Consider the following 16,366-nt stretch of genomic DNA (forward strand, 5'->3'; position numbering starts at 1 on the left):
GATGACGCAGGAGGAGTTTCAGGCGGTCGTGTCGGCGCTGCGGGGAAGTGCCGGAATCGCCGCCAAGCGCGATATTGCTGTCGCCACGCAACAGCTCAGTCTCGCCGGCCAACCGATTGCGGTGGGTGATGATTGCGCGGCGATCGCCGACGGCGACGGCTTCCTGCTGCTGGCGATCGAGGGTTTCATGAACGAATTCGTGGCCGGCGATCCCTGGTTTGCCGGCTGGTGCGGCGTGATGGTCAACCTCTCCGACATAGCCGCCATGGGTGGCCGGCCGATCGCGGTGGTGGATGCCCTCTGGGCGGCGGGGGAGCAGGGTGCCGAACCGGTTCTTGCCGGCATGAAGGCCGCTTCAGCCGCCTTCGGCGTCCCCATCGTTGGAGGTCATACCAACCTGAAGACCGATCGCGGGCAATTGTCGGTCGCTGTTCTGGGGCGGGCAAAAAAACTGCTGACGAGTTTCGACGCCAGGCCCGGCGAACGGTTGCTGGCGGTCATCGATCACCGCGGCGGCTACCGCGAACCCTTCAACAACTGGGAGGCCGCGACCCGGGCGCCTGCCGAAAGACTGCGCGGCGATCTCGATCTTTTGCCGCAGATCGCCGAGGCCGGCTGGTCGAAGGCGGCCAAGGATATCAGCCAGGGCGGGATCGTCGGCACGGCAATCATGCTCGCCGAATGTTCCGGCGTTGCCATCGAGATCGACTTGGGGGCCATTCCGGTCCCGGCAGGCGTCACCCTTGGCCGGTGGCTCGCGACCTTCCCGAGCTTCGGTTTTATTCTCTCCGTGCCGCAGGTGCATGTGGCCGATGTGCTTGCTCTGTTCGCCAGCCGAGATCTGACTGCCGCCGCTATCGGCACGATTGGCGAAGGCTCGAAGGTCCGGGTCACCTCATCGGCGGGCACGGCCATCATCCGCGATTATAGAGAGCAACCGTTGATGCAGTTCACCCTTGCGGAGGCTGCCGAATGAACCGGCCTTTGCGCATTGCCATGCTTGCCCATTCCACCAATCCACGCGGCGGCGTGGTACATGCCATGCATCTGTCGGAGGCCTTGGCCGAACTCGGCCACGAGGTGACGCTGTTTGCGCCGGATTCCACCGGCAAAGGGTTCTTTCGCAGGCCGAAGGTTCCGTCACAGGCCTTTGTCGTCGAAAGAGCCATGTCGGGGATGACGGCGATGGTCGAACAGCGCATCCGGGACTATGTGCACTTTTTCGAACGGCGTGGCACGCGGGATTTCGATCTCTTCCATGCCCATGACGGCATTTCGGGCAATGCACTCGCAACCCTTGCCGCGCGTGGACACATCGACGGTTTTCTGCGCACCGTGCATCATGTCGATGACTTTGCCGATCCGACGCTGATGGATCTGCAGGCCCGTTCGATCGATGCGGCCTCTCGGCTTTTCACCGTGAGCGATCACTGGAGGCAATATTTCCGGCACAGGGGCCGTGTGGCGACCTGCGTCGGAAATGGTGTCGATGCCAGACGCTTGCGGCGGCTGGAAGACGAAAGCGATGTGCGGCTGAGAACCCGGCTTGGCATCACCGGTGCCCCGATCTTTCTCGCGGTCGGCGGCATCGAAGCGCGCAAGAACACCCTCAACATCCTGAAGGCCTTCGCGGAAACACGCGCCGTGCTGCCTGCGGCCCAACTGGTCATCGCCGGTGGCGTATCGCTTCTTGATCATCACGATTATCAATCCGCCTTCAACGAGATGCTCGCGTCCAGCCCCCTGCTTGCCAGTGCGGTGCATGTGATCGGGGCTGTTCCCGACGCGGAGATGCCGGCGCTTTACCGGATGGCGGATGCCCTCGTTTTTGCTTCGCTGAAGGAGGGCTTCGGTCTGGTGGTGCTGGAGGCGATGGCAAGCGGCCTGCCCGTTGTGCTGTCGTCCATGCCACCGTTTACCGAATACGTGCCGGAGGCTGCTGCGTTCTGGTGTGACCCGCGCCGCGCTGCCTCGATTGCCGATGCCATGGTGTCCGCTGTGCGCGCGGACGTGTCGAGCGCCCGAATTGCCGCCGGGTTTGAAACGGCCGCCCGCCATGACTGGAAAAACGTCGCGGCCGCCCACCTGCCGGCCTATCGCGCGGCGGCGCGCAGCAAGGAGACCGTCCATGCCTGAAATGCGGTTCATCGTCGTCTGGCCGAATGACGTGGAGGAGGAATGTTATTCTCCCTCGCTCGTCATCCGCGACTTCTTCGAGGAAGGCCGAACCTATCCGCTGGCGGATTTTCTCGCCCGCAGTCGCGAGTCCCTGACGATTGCCAGCGACCGGGTGAAGGCCCGTTACGGCCATGCCTGCTCGCTGGCGCTCGGCCAGCTCGCCGCGATCGAACAACGCGCCAAAACGTTCGATGCCGCCTCTGCCGAGGTCGCGGTCAAGCGTTTCATTCTTTGAAAGGTGTCCCAATGCCCATGTCCCCTCTTAAGAGCCACTACAGCACCGTTGTCGTCGGCGGCGGTCAGGCGGGTCTTTCGGCCAGCCATTATTTAAGCCGTGCCGGGATCGACCACGTCGTCTTCGAAAAGAAGACGGCCGCGCACAAATGGAAGGACGAGCGCTGGGATGCCTTCTGCCTGGTGACGCCCAACTACCAGTGCCTGCTCCCCGACCACCCCTATGACGGACCAGACCCACATGGGTTCATGGTCAAGGAGGAGATCCTTGCCTATCTCGACCGCTTCAAGGCCAAGGTGAAGGCGCCGATCTTCGAGCATACCGATGTGCGTCTGGTCGAGCCGCTGGCCTCGGGCTTTCGGGTGGAAACGAGCGCCGGCACGGTGACGGCGGATGCGGTGATCCTGGCGACAAGCCTCTACGCCGACCGTTTCATTCCGCGCGCGGCAGAGCGCCTGCCGGACCACATCCTGCAGCTTCACACGGCGGATTATCGCAATCCGCAGAGCCTGCCGGAGGGCGCCGTGCTGGTGGTCGGCTCCGGCCAGTCCGGCTGCCAGATCGCCGAGGACCTGCATATGGCCGGCCGCAAGGTGCATCTCGCCACCGGCAACGCACCGCGCTGCGCCCGTTTTTATCGGGGCCGCGACGTGGTGGACTGGCTGACCGATATCGGCCAGTACGAGATCACCGTCGAGCATGACGGGATGACCAGGAAAAAGCACGACACGAACCATTATCTGACCGGCCGAGATGGCGGGCGGGATATCGACCTGCGCAAATTCGCGTTGGAGGGCATGGCCCTTTATGGCCGTTTCGATACGGCAAATGGCGCCCGGATGCAGTTCCAGCCGAACCTGCGCCGCAACCTCGACGAGGCGGACCGGGTCTATAACGGCATCAACGCGCTGATCGATCGCCACATCGAAACAAATGCCATCAAGACGCCGCCGCCGAGCGTCTATGAGCCGCTTTGGGAGCCCGCGGCAGAGGTGACCGAACTGGACCTCGATGCGGCCGGCATCACCAGCATCATCTGGGCAACGGGTTTTACCCCCGACTGGTCTTATGCCGCCGTCCCGATCTTCGATGGCACCGGCTACCCGGTCCAAAGGCGGGGGGTCACCGGTGTGCCCGGCGTCTACGTCCTGGGTCTGCCCTGGCTGTGGACCTGGGGCTCCGGCCGTTTCCTCAGCGTCGCCAAGGATGCCGAACATGTGGTGGATCACCTCATCTCCTGCCTGCCGCAGCGGCTGGGTGAGACGCGACGTGCGGCCAATGCCTGAGGTTTCGCCTTGGACATGTTGACCCCACACCATCTTGCCGTGGCAGGGCGCACGGCGCCCGACGCGGTGGACCACGCGCTCCATCCCGAACTGCTGCTCGGCATGCCGCATCTGACGCCGTTCGGCCTGTCGCGCACGTTCCTGCTGAAGGAGCTCGGGCATCGGCACTGGCTTCTGCTTGGCCGGCATCTGGGGCTTGCCGTGCCGGATTTTTGCACCCCCGACGGGCGGGAGGCCTATGCGGCGATCTCCGCCATGCGGGTGGATGTGCGCCTTTCGGCAGCCGGCGCCAATGATCGCCTGGGCATTGTCTCGGAGGTTTATCCGGTCTCCGGGTCGCGTATGGAAAGCCTGCACCGGCTGTTCGTGAATGGTCGCGCGATTGGAGAGGTCGTTTTGCAGTCGGTGTTCGTTGCCCGTCAGGAGAAGGAGAACCGCTCGATCCGCCGGGCTATGGTTCGCCATTTCCGCAGTGACGGTGAGCCTCGGGACAGTCTCCTTGCACACGAGATCGCCACCCTCCGGGACTGGCCTGCGGCGGGACAGGCAATGGCACGGCAGATGCGCTTCCGTCCCTGTGCCTTCGAGGAGTTCAACGGGGCAGGCCTCTTTTATTTCGCCGAGTTTGCCGCCCTCGTCACCCGCGCCTTCTGCGCCTGGGAGGGGGAGAGCGCAGCCGTGCGCCTCGACCGGCCAATGTCCATGCTGTTTCTCGGCAATATCGAAGCGGGCGAGGAACTGACGATCGGTCTTCACCCGGCCGAAGACGGCGATCGGGCCGACAGATGCAGCATCAGCGGCGCAGATGGCGCGGTGCTTGCCCGGATCCTGATCGGCGCGGAACACTCGGCATAGTCTGACCGTATCGCGGCGCGGTTCTGTCGCACCCGTCGCAGGCGAGGTGTCGACCAGCATCCGGCAGGCGGCACCGGACAGCCAGCCGAGACGCCGCATGAGACGTGGACCACCGGGAAAGCAACGCCTGGTAGAAGCAAGCCTGTCGCAGCCGATGCCGAACGGACATGGCAGGCTCTCTCTTGCAGGGATGGCCGCTCGAGAATGAACCTGCAGCGAAGCCGTAATCCGACCCTCTGCTTTCGATCAGGCCCCGGCCGGCTCTGCCTTCCGGGATGACGATGACGTGCCATAGGCCGCGAGAAACACGGCGACGCCGCCTTCGATCAGGGCATCGTAGTCGGCCTGGGCGGGCGGCTTCATCGACAGGGCCCAGTTGAGCGGCAGGTCGCCCTGCACGAGGCTCAGAAACTGCTTTGCGGCGAGATCGAGATTGTCGATGCGCAGGAAGCCGTCGCGGATGCCCTGTTCGAGAAAGGCGCGCATCTCTGCCTGATTGCGGCGGGGGCCGCCGTTCATGAAGATCTCGGCGATTTCCGGAAAGCGCGAGGCGTTCGTGACGATGAGCCGGTGGAAGGCCAGCTTCTTGTCGCTGAGGAAGACGGCGGTGAACTTGCGTGCAATGGCACGCAGGGCGGATTCGATGTCCGTCACCGGCGTGTCCCGGTCCCACAGCGGCGGCGGCCCGTCGACCTCGAACTCCTCCGCGACCAGACCGTAGAGCAGGGCCTCCTTGCTGTCGAAATGCGCGTAGACCGTCGCCTTGGAGACGCCCGCCTGCTGCGCGATCATGTCCATGCTGGTGCGGTCATAGCCGTGATCGAGAAAACTTGATCGGGCCGCCTGCAGCACGAGGCGGGGTTTGGCGCTTCCCCTTTTGTCCGGATGAACCGGAAATCCGGGTTCCATTGGCTGATTTTCAGCGTGAGCCTTCATTCGCATATCCCTCCCTACTGAACTAAACCGTACGGTTCACTCTTGACATTGATAGCGGTCGCTGCAAATTGGGGCAAATGAACTGAACGGTTCGGTTCAATTGGTCGCAGCCCATGGTCAAGCCCCCATCCCTATTCCCGCCCCGTCCGGACGTCACGTTCGCCCCCTGTCGTCTCATCATCGTTTCAACCCTTCTGGCGCTGTCCGGTTGCACGGTCGGCCCCGACTTCCGCGTTCCCTATGCGCCCGGCGTGACCGGCTACACCAATGACGGACTGGCCAGAACCAGCGAGGCCCGTTCCGCCGGCGGTCAGTCGCAGCGCTTCATGATGGGCACGGATGTCAATCCCGCCTGGTGGACGCTGTTCAGGTCGAAACAGATCAATGCCTTCGTTGAGGAGGCCGTGCGCAACCATCCGGATGTGGCTGCAGCACAATATGCCCTGCGCGCGGCGCGCGAAACCGCGCTTGCCGAGCAGGGCGGGCTGTTTCCCCAGGTGAGTGGCAGCGCGTCCTCGACGCGGGAACGCACGGCGGCCAGCGGCGCTTCGCCGGCCTCCATCTATACCCTGCACAATGCGTCTGTCGACGTGTCCTATGCGCTCGATGTTTTCGGCGGCACGCGTCGCCAGATCGAGGCCAAATGGGCTGCGGCCGAATACCAGCGCTTCGAGCTGGAGGCGACCTATCTTTCGCTCACGGCCAATGTCGTGACATCTGCGCTGACCGATGCATCGCTGAGTGCCCAGATCGCCGCGACTCAGGACATCGTCCGGCTGCAGCGCGAACAGCTGGAGCGCATCCAGCAGCAGTTCAACCTCGGTGCCGTTCCCGCCTCCGATGTGCTGTCGCAGCAGTCGACGCTTGCCCAGACGGAGGCCACGCTGCCTTCGCTGCAGAAGCAGCGGGCCCAGACCCGCAACGAGCTGATGGCCTATCTCGGCCGCCTGCCCAGCCAGGATCGCGGCGAAAGCGTGCGGCTGTCGGATCTGCACCTGCCGCAGGCGCTTCCCGTCAGCCTGCCCTCGGCGCTCGTGCGCCAGCGGCCGGATATTCGCGCCGCCGAGGCCACCCTGCATGAGGCAACCGCCAGTGTCGGTGTGTCGATCGCCAACATGCTGCCGCAGATCAGCCTGAGCGGCAGCTATTCCACCAGTGCCGCCACGCCCTCCGACCTGTTCTCGGCGAGTTCAATAGCCTGGAGCGTCGCCGGCTCCGTCACGCAGAAGCTATTGGATGGCGGCACGCTGTTCCACACCAAGGAAGCCAGCGTCGCCACCTTCGAGCAGGATCTTGCCAAGTACAAGAGCACGGTCATCACCGCCTTCCAGGATGTGGCCGACAGTCTGCGGGCGATCCAGTACGATGCCAAGGCGCTGCAGGCGCAGACCGAGGCGGAAAAGGCTGCCAAGGCGAGCCTGACCATGGCCGAGGAACAGTACAAGACCGGCGCCGTCGATTATCCGACCGTCTCCAGCGCCCAGCAGACCTACCAGAATGCGGTGATCTCCCGGGTTAAGGCCCAGGCCACCCGCTACACCGATACGGTCGCGCTCTACCAGTCGCTGGGTGGGGGCTGGTGGAACCGCCAGGATGAAACGGAACTGTCGCAGCCGCGCGTCAAGCCGGGCCGCTTTGCCGGGCCCGACGAGACATCCTCCCGATAACCGATATCCAGAACAAGAAGGTCCAAACGCGATGATCAAGCGAATGGTGATCATGCTGCTCGCCACCGGCGCTGTCTTTGGCGGGCTCTACTGGTTCCAGAACTTCAAGGCCGGCATCATCAAGCAGGTCATGGCGAGCATGAGCAATCCGCCGCAGACCGTATCCACGGCCGTTGCCGCCCGCACCCCCTGGCAGGACGAGATCGAGGCCGTCGGCACGCTGAAGGCGGCCAATGGCGCGGATCTGGCACTTGAGGTATCCGGCATCGTACAGAACATCAGCTTCAAGTCCGGCGATACCGTCACGGCAGGGCAGACGCTGCTGCAGCTTGCGGCGGCTGAGGACATTGCAAAGCTCGCCTCGCTGCAGGCGACGCTCGACAACTACGTCATCACCCTGCACCGCGACCAGGCGCAGCAGGCCATCAAGGCGGTCAGCCAGGCCACCGTGGATACCGACACGGCCAATGTGCGCAACGCCCAGGCGCTCGTCGACCAGCAGAAGGCCGTGGTCGGCCAGAAGACGCTGACGGCGCCCTTCAGCGGCCGGCTCGGCATCCGTTCCGTCGATCTCGGCCAGTACCTCACCGCCGGCACGACGGTCGTCACCCTCCAGTCGCTCGATCCGCTCTATGTGGATGTCTATCTGCCGCAGCAGGCGCTCAGCCAGTTGAAGGTGGGCCAGGAGGTGCGCACAACCGTCGACGTCTACCCCGGGCGCGTGTTCAAGGGCGAAATCTCGGCGATCAACCCCAAGGTCGATACCTCCACCCGCAATGTCCTGGTGCGCGCCACCATCGCAAATCCGGACGGCGCCCTGCTTCCCGGCATGTTCAGCCGTGTCGCGATCGCCATCGGCTCGGTCCAGCAGTTCGTCACGCTGCCGCAGACGGCGATCGTCTACAATCCCTATGGCGATAGCGTCTTCATCGTGGACGACAAGGTCAAGGGCGACCAGCCGCACGAGGTCGTGCGTCAGGCCTTCGTCAAGACCGGCAGCGTGCGCGGCGACAATGTCGCGGTCATCGACGGCATCCAGCCGGGCGACAAGGTGGTGATTGCCGGCCAGCTGAAGTTGCGCAACGGAACGCCCGTCACCATCGACAACAGCCACGTGCCGGTTGCCGAAGACGCGCCTGCGATCACGGATCAATAGGACATCCACCCATGAAAAGCTTCACGGACATCTTCGTGCGCCGGCCCGTGCTGGCGCTGGTGGTGAGCGCGCTCATCCTCGTCCTCGGGCTGAAGTCGATGACGACGCTCTCCATCCTGCAATATCCCCGCACGCAGAACGCCACCGTGACGGTGACGACCACCTATTCCGGTGCGGATGCGGATATCATCGCGGGCTTCATCACCACGCCGCTGGAAAACGCCATCGCGCAGGCCAACGGCATCGACTACATGACGTCGACCAGCAAGACCGGCACGAGCACCATTACCATCAACCTTCGCCTGAACTACGATTCCGGCAAGGCGCTCACCGAAATCAACACCAAGGTGAATTCGGTCCTCAACCAGCTGCCCGCCAATGCGCAGCAACCGGTGCTGACGCTGTCGGTCGGCCAGACCATCGATTCCATGTATATCGGCTTCAAGAGCGATGTTCTGGCCCCCAACCAGGTGACGGACTACCTGACGCGCGTGGTGCAGCCCAAGCTGCAATCGGTGAAGGGCGTGCAGACCGCCGAACTGCTGGGTGCGAAGAAATTCGCGCTGCGGGCCTGGCTCGATCCGGTCAAGCTTGCCGCCTACAACCTCAGCGCCTCCGAGATTGCCACCGCACTGACCAGCAACGACTACATTTCCGGCCTTGGCACCACGAAGGGCCAGCTGGTTCAGGTGAACCTGTCTTCCTCGACCAACCTGCATTCGCTCGAAGAGTACAAGAACCTCGTCGTCAAGCAGAGCAACAATGCCATCATCCGCCTGAAGGACGTGGCCAATGTCACGCTCGGCAGCGACGATTACGACAGCGCGACGAGCTTCAATGGCCAGACCGCCGTCTATATCGGGATCCAGGTGGCGCCGACCGCCAATCTTCTCGACGTCATCAACGGCGTGAAGTCGGTGCTGCCGGAAATCCAGTCGCAACTGCCGGTCGGCCTGACGGGGACGGTGATCTACGACTCCACCGAATTCGTCAACAGCTCGATCGATGAGGTCATCCATACCCTGCTCGAGGCAGGCGTCATCGTGACGCTGGTGGTCTTTGCCTTTCTCGGGTCCTGGCGCGCCGTGCTCATTCCGATCGTGGCCATCCCGCTCTCGCTGATCGGCACCTTCGCCCTGATGCTGGCGATGGGCTTCTCCATCAACCTGCTGACGCTTCTGGCGCTGGTCCTTGCCATCGGCCTTGTCGTCGATGACGCGATCATCGTAGTGGAGGGCGTCAACCGGCACATGGAAGAGGGCATGACGCCGTTCAACGCGGCGCTGCAGGCGGCGCGCGATCTCGCCAGCCCCATCATCGCCATGACGGTGGTGCTGATCGCGGTCTATGTGCCGGTCGGTTTCCAGGGTGGCCTGACCGGTGCGCTTTTCACCGAATTTGCCTTCACGCTCGCTGGCGCCGTTACCGTGTCGGCGGTGATCGCGCTGACGCTGTCGCCCATGAACTGCGCCCACATGCTGAAGCCGATCCACAAGGACGGCCGCACGGTCGAGGCGCGGATCGTCCATGCGATCGACCATTTCATGGGACGGCTGAGCCGCGGTTACCGTCGCCTGCTGGAGGGCACCCTCAACACCATGTCGGTGGTGGTGGTGTTCGGCCTGATCGTGCTCAGCAGCATCTACTGGCTCTATACCAGCTCCACCACGGAACTGGCGCCGGAAGAGGATCAGGGCATCATTCTCGGCCTGACCACCGCATCGCCCACCTCCACGCTGAAGCAGCGCCAGTTCTACTCGCAGCAGGCCTATGACCTGCTCAAGACGCAGCCGGAAACCAACCTCGTCTTCCAGATCGACTCGCCCGGCCAGTCCATTCTCGGCTGGGTGCTGAAGCCGTGGGATCAGCGCGAGAAGAGCACCAAGGTGCTGCAGCCCGCCGTGCAGCAGCAGCTGAACACCATTGCGGGGGTACGGACGGTGGCTTTCCAGACCTCGCCGCTGCCGGGCAGCAGCGGTCTGCCGATCCAGTTCGTGCTCACTACCACCAATGACTTCAGCCAGTTGAACGATGTCTCGAAGGACTTCATGGCCAAGGCGCTGAAGACCGGCAAGTTCATCTTCCTCGACAATGACCTGAAGTTCGACCAGCCGGAATCCCGCATCGTCTTCGATCGCGAAAAGGCCTCCGAGCTTGGGCTCAGCATGTCCGATGTCGGCGGCTCGCTGGCCACCATGCTGGGCGGCGGTTATACCGGCTATTTCAGCCTCGACGGGCGCTCCTACAAGGTCATTCCGCAGGTTCAGCAGATGTCGCGCCTGAATGCCAGCGATGTGCTGAACTACTACATCAAGACCAGCGATGGCAGCAGCATCCCGCTCTCCACCATCGCGCATATCGAGACCAAGGTGGCGCCGCAGTCCTACAACCACTTCCAGCAGGTCAATTCCGCCACCATTTCCGGCGTGGCCATGCCGGGGGTCGCCATGGGCGACGCGCTGCAGACGCTGAAGCAGCTTGCCGCCGATACGCTGCCGCCCGGCTATGCGGTGGATTACGGCGGGCAGTCGCGCCAGCTGGAGCAGGAAGGAGGCGGCTTCGTCACCACCTTCGGCTTCGCGCTGATCATCATCTTCCTGTCGCTGGCCGCCCTGTTCAACAGCTTCCGCGATCCGATCGTGATCCTCGTCTCCGTGCCGATGTCGCTTGCCGGCGCACTGATCTTCATCAGCCTCGGGCTCGGCGGCGCCAGCATCAACATCTATACGCAGGTGGGCCTGGTGACGCTGATGGGGCTTGTCAGCAAGCACGGCATCCTGATGGTGGAAGTGGCCAACGAGCACCGCAATGCAGGCAAGTCGAAGCGACAGGCGATTGTCGAGGCCGCCGAAGTCCGCCTGCGTCCGATTCTGATGACCACGGCGGCCATGGTGCTCGGCGTCATTCCGCTGATCACCGCCTCGGGTGCCGGCGCCGCCTCGCGCTTCAACATGGGGCTCGTCATCGCCTCTGGCCTGTCCATCGGCACGCTGTTCACCCTGTTCGTCGTGCCGGCTGCCTATGTGCTGATCGCCAAGGCCGGCACCACGGAACCGGCCGAAGCGACGACTGCACAAGCGGTGCCGGATCATGGATGAGGCCGTCACCCCGCACTGACGGGGCAAGCCCATGCATCGCAAAGACAAATGCCCCGGGGCCGATGGCGGCTCCGGGGCATTTGCGTTTTCGGTATGTGGCCGGCAGGCCCTGCTACGGACGATAGAGGTTTTCGTAGGTCTGGCGCAGGATGTTCTTCTGGACCTTGCCCATGGTGTTGCGCGGAAGTTCGTCCAGGAACAGGATGCGCTTCGGCTGCTTGTAGCGGGCAAGCCGCGGCTCGAGATGCAGCAGGATCGCCCGCTCATCCACGGCCGCCTGCGGCTTGCGGACGACGACGGCCGTGACCCCTTCGCCGAGATCGGGATGCGGCACGCCGATCACGGCACTTTCCTCGACGCCCTCGATCTGGTCGATCTCCGTCTCGACTTCCTTCGGATAGACGTTATAGCCTCCCGAGATCACCAGGTCCTTGCCACGGCCGACGATATGGACGTAACCGCGCTCGTCGATCCTGCCGAGGTCGCCGGTGATGAAGAAACCGTCGTCGCGGAATTCCGCCCTGGTCTTCTCCGGCATGCGCCAGTAGCCATTGAAGACATTCGGCCCCTTCACCTCGATCATGCCGGTGTCACCATCGGCAATGGCGGCCCCGCTTTCGGGATCGGTGACGCGCAGCGAGACACCCGGAAGCGGAAAGCCGACCGTGCCGGCAATGCGCTCGCCATCATAGGGGTTGGAGGTGTTCATGTTGGTTTCGGTCATGCCGTAACGTTCGAGGATGGCCTGGCCGGTCATCGCCTGAAACTGGCGATGGGTCTCGGCCAGCAGCGGGGCCGAGCCGGAGATGAACAGCCGCATCCTGGCCGTTGCCTCGCGCGTCAGGCGGGGCGACTGGACGAGGCGGACATAGAAGGTCGGCACGCCCATCATCACGGTCGAGGTAGCCATCAGGTCGAGCGCTTCCTCCGCATCGAACTTCGGCAGGAAATACATGGAGGCGCCGGAGATCAGCGTCACGTTCGAGGCGACGAACAGGCCGTGCGTATGGAAGATCGGCAGTGCATGGATCAGGCGGTCGTTGCGGGCGAAGCGCCAGTATTCGCGAAGGGTGAGCGCGTTCGACAGGAGATTGTCATGCGTCAGCATGGCGCCCTTCGAACGGCCGGTCGTGCCGGATGTGTAGAGAATGGCGGCAAGATCATCCGGACCGCGCGCGATATCGGTGAATTCGGTTGGTGCACCGGCCGCGGCCTCCATCAGCGAGCCGCCGCCCTTGTCATCCAGCGTTTCGACGCGGGCATCATGCGCGGCTGCAATCGGCTCCAGCCCCTCGCGGGATTTCGGGCTGCAAACCACAAGGCGCGGTTCGGCGTCGCCGATGAAATAGTCGAGTTCCGTCAGCGTGTAGGCCGTGTTGAGCGGCAGGTAGACGGCGCCGGCCCGCACGCAGGCGAGATAGAGCATCAACGCCTCCGGGCTCTTCTCCACCTGAACGGCAACGCGATCACCCGGAATGACATCGAGGCCGACGAGCGTGTTGGCGAGCCGCGCCGACAGCGAGAGCATGTCGCCGTAGGACCATGTCTGCCCCGCCTTCGTCTCGATGAACGGCGCCTCTGGCTGAACCCCTTTCCGGATCGCGTCGAAAAGATGGTTGCTCATGCACGGAACTCCTTGCTGTTCTTGCGGACCTGCCGGTCCTGTTGACTGTTTGGCAGCGGCCCCGCAAGGGGCACGAGGGCGCGCACGGTGCGATCGGCCGGTACATACTTGCGCACCGAGGGCGCCGCAACCACCTCGCCGCGCGCGGCAAAGGCTTCGTGGTTCGCTTCGATATCGTCGAGCTTGTAGAGATAGTTCACCATCAGCCCATGCGACTGGCGCATGGCGCGGGGGGATCTGTCTCCGAGAAAGTTCAGCCGTTCAAGCCGGGCGCCGTTACCCAGATGGAAACGGGCGACCGGGTCCAGCACGCGGCCGTTGCGATCCCTGGCCTTCAGGAAGTACCAGGCCGCGGCGGTGGTCAAAAGAGGCTGAAACGCCTGAACGCGCTCCGCATCCTCTGCCCAGTCGTCGCTGTCGAGAATGGCGAGCCGCTCCTGGTCCTGGCGGGTCAGGATGTCGCTTGCTTCCGCCTTGCGTTCGCGTGCCAGCCACTCGGCAAAGCCGGGCACAGGGGAGAGCGTGACGAAGGTTGTCAGCCGCGGGAATTCCCGCCGCAGGTCTTCCACCACCTGCTTGATCAGGAAATTTCCAAAGGAGATGCGGCTTAGCCCCTTCTGGCAATTGGAGATCGAATAGAAGACGGCGGTGGTTGCCTCCGCAGCCGCAATCACGTCCCGATCATCCCTCAGCACCTCGCTGATGGCCGCCGGCACATGCCGCGTCAGCGCCACTTCCACGAAAATCAGCGGGTCATCGGCCAGTTGCGGATGAAAGAAGGCGAAGCAGCGCCGGTCTTCCGGCGCCAGCCGCATGCGCAGTTCCTCCCAGCTGCCGATGTGATGCACCGCTTCGTAACGGATGATCTTTTCCAGGATGTCCGCTGGTGTCGACCAGTTGATCTGCTTCAGCATGAGAAAACCCCGATTGAACCAGGAGGCAAAGAGGTGGCTGAAGTCGGCATCGAGCGCCTCCAGATCCGGCGCATCCTTCTTCAGCTGCAACAGGATTTCCCGCATTCTGACCAGCGAAGCCGTACCGTTCGGCGCAAGATTGAGCCGGCGAATGAGTTCCTGGCGCAGGGGCTCCGCCGCCAGATGCAGGTCCAGCAGTGTTTTGGCAGAGGGATTGTCCTGGTAGGCGGCAATTGCCCGATTGAGCTTTTCGGTGTCGGGGCCGAAGCGGGTCACCAAAAGCTGCAGAAATTCCCGCTGCCGGGCTGCATCAAGCCCTTGCCAGCGCTCCAGCACATCGCGTGCCAGTGCCATGCCGGAGGCCTCGCCGCGGCTCGACAGCAGCGCTTCCGATTGCTGCTGCAGGGCGCCTAGAGGGTCGGCGGAAGGTTCTCTCGCCGCCGAGAACAGGAAGCGTTTGCCGCGGTCGGCGATTGTCTGCAGCATGTCTCCCAAAAGTGAGGTTGTGTTCATCAGACAGCTCCCATCATGTGATTGGGCAGCCAGGTGGCAATGCCCGGGAAGATGCAGAGAATGAGGATCGCCAGGAACATCACCAGCACATAGGGCAGGGCGCCCCACAGCACGTCCTTGGTCGGCACAGTCGGTGCAATCGCGTTGATGACGAAGAGGTTGAGGCCGATCGGCGGGGTGATGAGACCGACTTCCATGTTGATCGTCAGGATGATGGCGAACCAGTAGGGGTCGAAGCCTGCCTGTGTCACGATCGGAAACAGCATGGGCGCCGTCATGACGATGACCGCGATCGGCGGCAGGAACATGCCGCAGATCAGCAGGAAGACGTTGATGATGCCCATCAGCACCCAGCGGTTGACCTCCAGCCCGGCAATGACCTCGGCGACCGACTGGGTGATGTAGAGCGATGACAGCGCGAAAGCGAAGAGTTCGGCGGCGGCCATGATCATCATGATCATAACGCTTTCGCGCATGGCTGAGCCGAAGATGGTCGACACCGAGCGGAAGCGGAACAGGCGGTAGGCGAGGACCACCACCAGCAGTGTCAGGAAGGCGCCTGCGCCGGCGGCCTCCGACGGCGTCGCAACCCCGCCGTACAGCACGTAAAGCGTGCCGGCGATGATCAGCAGGAAGGGCAGGATGCGCGGCAGGCCGGCCAGCCGTTCCTTCAGCGTGTACCGGATCGCACGGCCGCCGAAGTCATACCCCTTGCGCTTGCAGTCGATGACCGCCCAGATCATGAACATCACCGTCAGCATGATACCGGGGATGACGCCGGCCATGAACAGGCGGCCGATCGAGGTCTCGGTGGCGATGCCGTAGACGATGAGGGTGACGGACGGCGGGATCAGGATGCCGAGCGTTCCGCCGGCGGCAATCGATCCTGTCGCGACCGAGTTCGGATAGCCGCGGTTCAGCATTTCCGGAATGCCCATCTTGCCGATCGCGGCACAGGTGGCGGGCGAAGAACCGGTCATGCCGGAAAAGATGGCGCAGGCACCGATATTCGACAGAACCAGGCCGCCCGGTACCCGGTTCAGCCAGCGGTCGAGGGCCGTGTAGAGATCGGCACCGGCCGGAGACGATGCAACGGCCGCCCCCATCAGCACGAACATCGGGATGGAGACATAGGCGAGGTTCGCGATGCCGGAAAACATCGTGTCGCCGAGGATATAGAAGATCGGCATGCCGTTTTGCAGCACCAGGGCCGCAACGGCCGAGAGCCCGAGCGCAAAGGCGATCGGCATGCCGGTGCCCAGAAGCACGAAGAGCGAGGTGATGAGAAGCAGACCGGCGGACAAGGTGCTCATCGAGCGATCTCCTTCGCGGGAGCGACGTGGGACGGGGTTGCCGCAGGGGCGTGCGCCGTTCGACCGGCGACAAGCCCACAACCCAGTTCAATGATCCGGGCGCTGTATTGCAGGCACAGCAGCGCGAAGCTGAGCGGCAGCGCCGACAGGGGAATCCACAAGGGCGGCGCCCACATGCTGGAATGGCGCCAGTCGCCGGCCCAGGCATCGTGAAACTGGATCCAGCTGGCCGCGAGCATGGCCACGCAGAAGAGCAGGCCGCAGAGGCTGCCGATCATCTGGAGCCAGAGTCTGGTCCGGTCGCCAACCATCATCTCGACCACGTCGACGCCGACATGGCCATTCTTCAGCAGGACATAAGGCGCGCCGAGAAACATCGCGACGGTTGCGGAGAATACAACGAAATCGGTCTGCCAGATGGTCGGCAGGGCGAAGACGTAGCGCAGGAAGATCATCTGGCAGACAACCAGCATGGAGGCGATGATCAGCAGCGTGGCGATGACGGCAAAGATGCGCGACAGCTGACCGATGGCCCAGATATAGGCTTTCACCATGGAAAGAATTCCCTGATCGGACGGTGGAAAGACGAGC

General features: G+C 63.5%; 13 protein-coding genes. 8 read left to right on the forward strand and 5 right to left on the reverse strand.

The window, feature by feature from the left end:
* Position 1: 1 nt before the first annotated feature.
* The 5 genes from KLP42_RS15435 to KLP42_RS15455 are packed head-to-tail and all read left to right on the forward strand — an operon-like array spanning position 2 to position 4,554.
* Positions 2 to 976 carry a sll0787 family AIR synthase-like protein gene (locus KLP42_RS15435; RefSeq protein WP_215567865.1) on the forward strand — a complete coding sequence of 325 codons (975 nt, stop codon included), beginning with the start codon at positions 2 to 4 and terminating at the stop codon, positions 974 to 976.
* Positions 973 to 2,136, forward strand: a complete 1,164-nt coding sequence (locus KLP42_RS15440; protein WP_215567636.1) for an MSMEG_0565 family glycosyltransferase — start codon at positions 973 to 975, stop codon at positions 2,134 to 2,136. The genes KLP42_RS15435 and KLP42_RS15440 overlap by 4 nt, the downstream gene beginning before the upstream one ends.
* The gene (locus KLP42_RS15445) at positions 2,129 to 2,413 is read left to right on the forward strand and encodes an MSMEG_0570 family nitrogen starvation response protein (protein WP_215567637.1); all 285 of its coding nucleotides are present in this window, start codon (positions 2,129 to 2,131) and stop codon (positions 2,411 to 2,413) included. Before KLP42_RS15440 ends, KLP42_RS15445 begins: the two co-directional genes overlap by 8 nt.
* 11 nt (positions 2,414 to 2,424) lie before the next feature.
* Positions 2,425 to 3,699, forward strand: coding sequence for an MSMEG_0569 family flavin-dependent oxidoreductase (locus tag KLP42_RS15450; protein ID WP_215567638.1), 1,275 nt, complete (start codon positions 2,425 to 2,427; stop codon positions 3,697 to 3,699).
* Positions 3,700 to 3,714: 15 nt separating this feature from the next.
* Positions 3,715 to 4,554: a Pnap_2097 family protein gene (locus KLP42_RS15455; RefSeq protein WP_215567639.1), complete on the forward strand. Its 840-nt coding sequence runs from the start codon at positions 3,715 to 3,717 to the stop codon at positions 4,552 to 4,554.
* A 246-nt stretch (positions 4,555 to 4,800) separates the two neighbouring features.
* Here KLP42_RS15455 and KLP42_RS15460 read toward each other — a convergent pair whose 3' ends face one another.
* Positions 4,801 to 5,463, reverse strand: coding sequence for a TetR/AcrR family transcriptional regulator (locus KLP42_RS15460; protein WP_215567640.1), 663 nt, complete (start codon positions 5,461 to 5,463; stop codon positions 4,801 to 4,803).
* Between the two features lie 140 nt (positions 5,464 to 5,603).
* Here KLP42_RS15460 and KLP42_RS15465 point away from each other — a divergent pair, with 140 nt between their 5' ends.
* The 3 genes from KLP42_RS15465 to KLP42_RS15475 are packed head-to-tail and all read left to right on the forward strand — an operon-like array spanning position 5,604 to position 11,411.
* The gene (locus KLP42_RS15465) at positions 5,604 to 7,157 is read left to right on the forward strand and encodes an efflux transporter outer membrane subunit (protein ID WP_215567641.1); all 1,554 of its coding nucleotides are present in this window, start codon (positions 5,604 to 5,606) and stop codon (positions 7,155 to 7,157) included.
* Between the two features lie 31 nt (positions 7,158 to 7,188).
* Positions 7,189 to 8,313 (forward strand): efflux RND transporter periplasmic adaptor subunit, encoded by a 1,125-nt coding sequence (locus KLP42_RS15470; protein WP_215567648.1) that lies wholly within the window; start codon positions 7,189 to 7,191, stop codon positions 8,311 to 8,313.
* An 11-nt stretch (positions 8,314 to 8,324) separates the two neighbouring features.
* A complete protein-coding gene (locus KLP42_RS15475) occupies positions 8,325 to 11,411 on the forward strand; it encodes an efflux RND transporter permease subunit (protein ID WP_215567650.1) in 3,087 nt (1,028 codons plus the stop codon).
* 112 nt (positions 11,412 to 11,523) lie between these two features.
* Here the strand turns inward: KLP42_RS15475 and KLP42_RS15480 are convergent, their stop codons facing one another.
* Genes KLP42_RS15480 through KLP42_RS15495 form a run of 4 tightly spaced genes read right to left on the reverse strand, consistent with a single transcriptional unit; the run spans position 11,524 to position 16,329 of the window.
* The gene (locus KLP42_RS15480) at positions 11,524 to 13,035 is read right to left on the reverse strand and encodes a malonate--CoA ligase (RefSeq protein WP_215567651.1); all 1,512 of its coding nucleotides are present in this window, start codon (positions 13,033 to 13,035) and stop codon (positions 11,524 to 11,526) included.
* On the reverse strand, positions 13,032 to 14,462 hold the full coding sequence (locus tag KLP42_RS15485) for a malonyl-CoA decarboxylase (protein ID WP_215567653.1): 1,431 nt from the start codon (positions 14,460 to 14,462) through the stop codon (positions 13,032 to 13,034). Before KLP42_RS15485 ends, KLP42_RS15480 begins: the two co-directional genes overlap by 4 nt.
* Positions 14,462 to 15,775, reverse strand: coding sequence for a TRAP transporter large permease (locus KLP42_RS15490; RefSeq protein WP_215567654.1), 1,314 nt, complete (start codon positions 15,773 to 15,775; stop codon positions 14,462 to 14,464). Before KLP42_RS15490 ends, KLP42_RS15485 begins: the two co-directional genes overlap by 1 nt.
* Positions 15,772 to 16,329: a TRAP transporter small permease subunit gene (locus tag KLP42_RS15495; protein WP_215567655.1), complete on the reverse strand. Its 558-nt coding sequence runs from the start codon at positions 16,327 to 16,329 to the stop codon at positions 15,772 to 15,774. Before KLP42_RS15495 ends, KLP42_RS15490 begins: the two co-directional genes overlap by 4 nt.
* Positions 16,330 to 16,366 lie beyond the last annotated feature (37 nt).

Origin of the sequence: Rhizobium sp. CSW-27 (assembly GCF_018760785.1) — a bacterium.
Taxonomy (GTDB): Bacteria; Pseudomonadota; Alphaproteobacteria; order Rhizobiales; family Rhizobiaceae; genus Neorhizobium.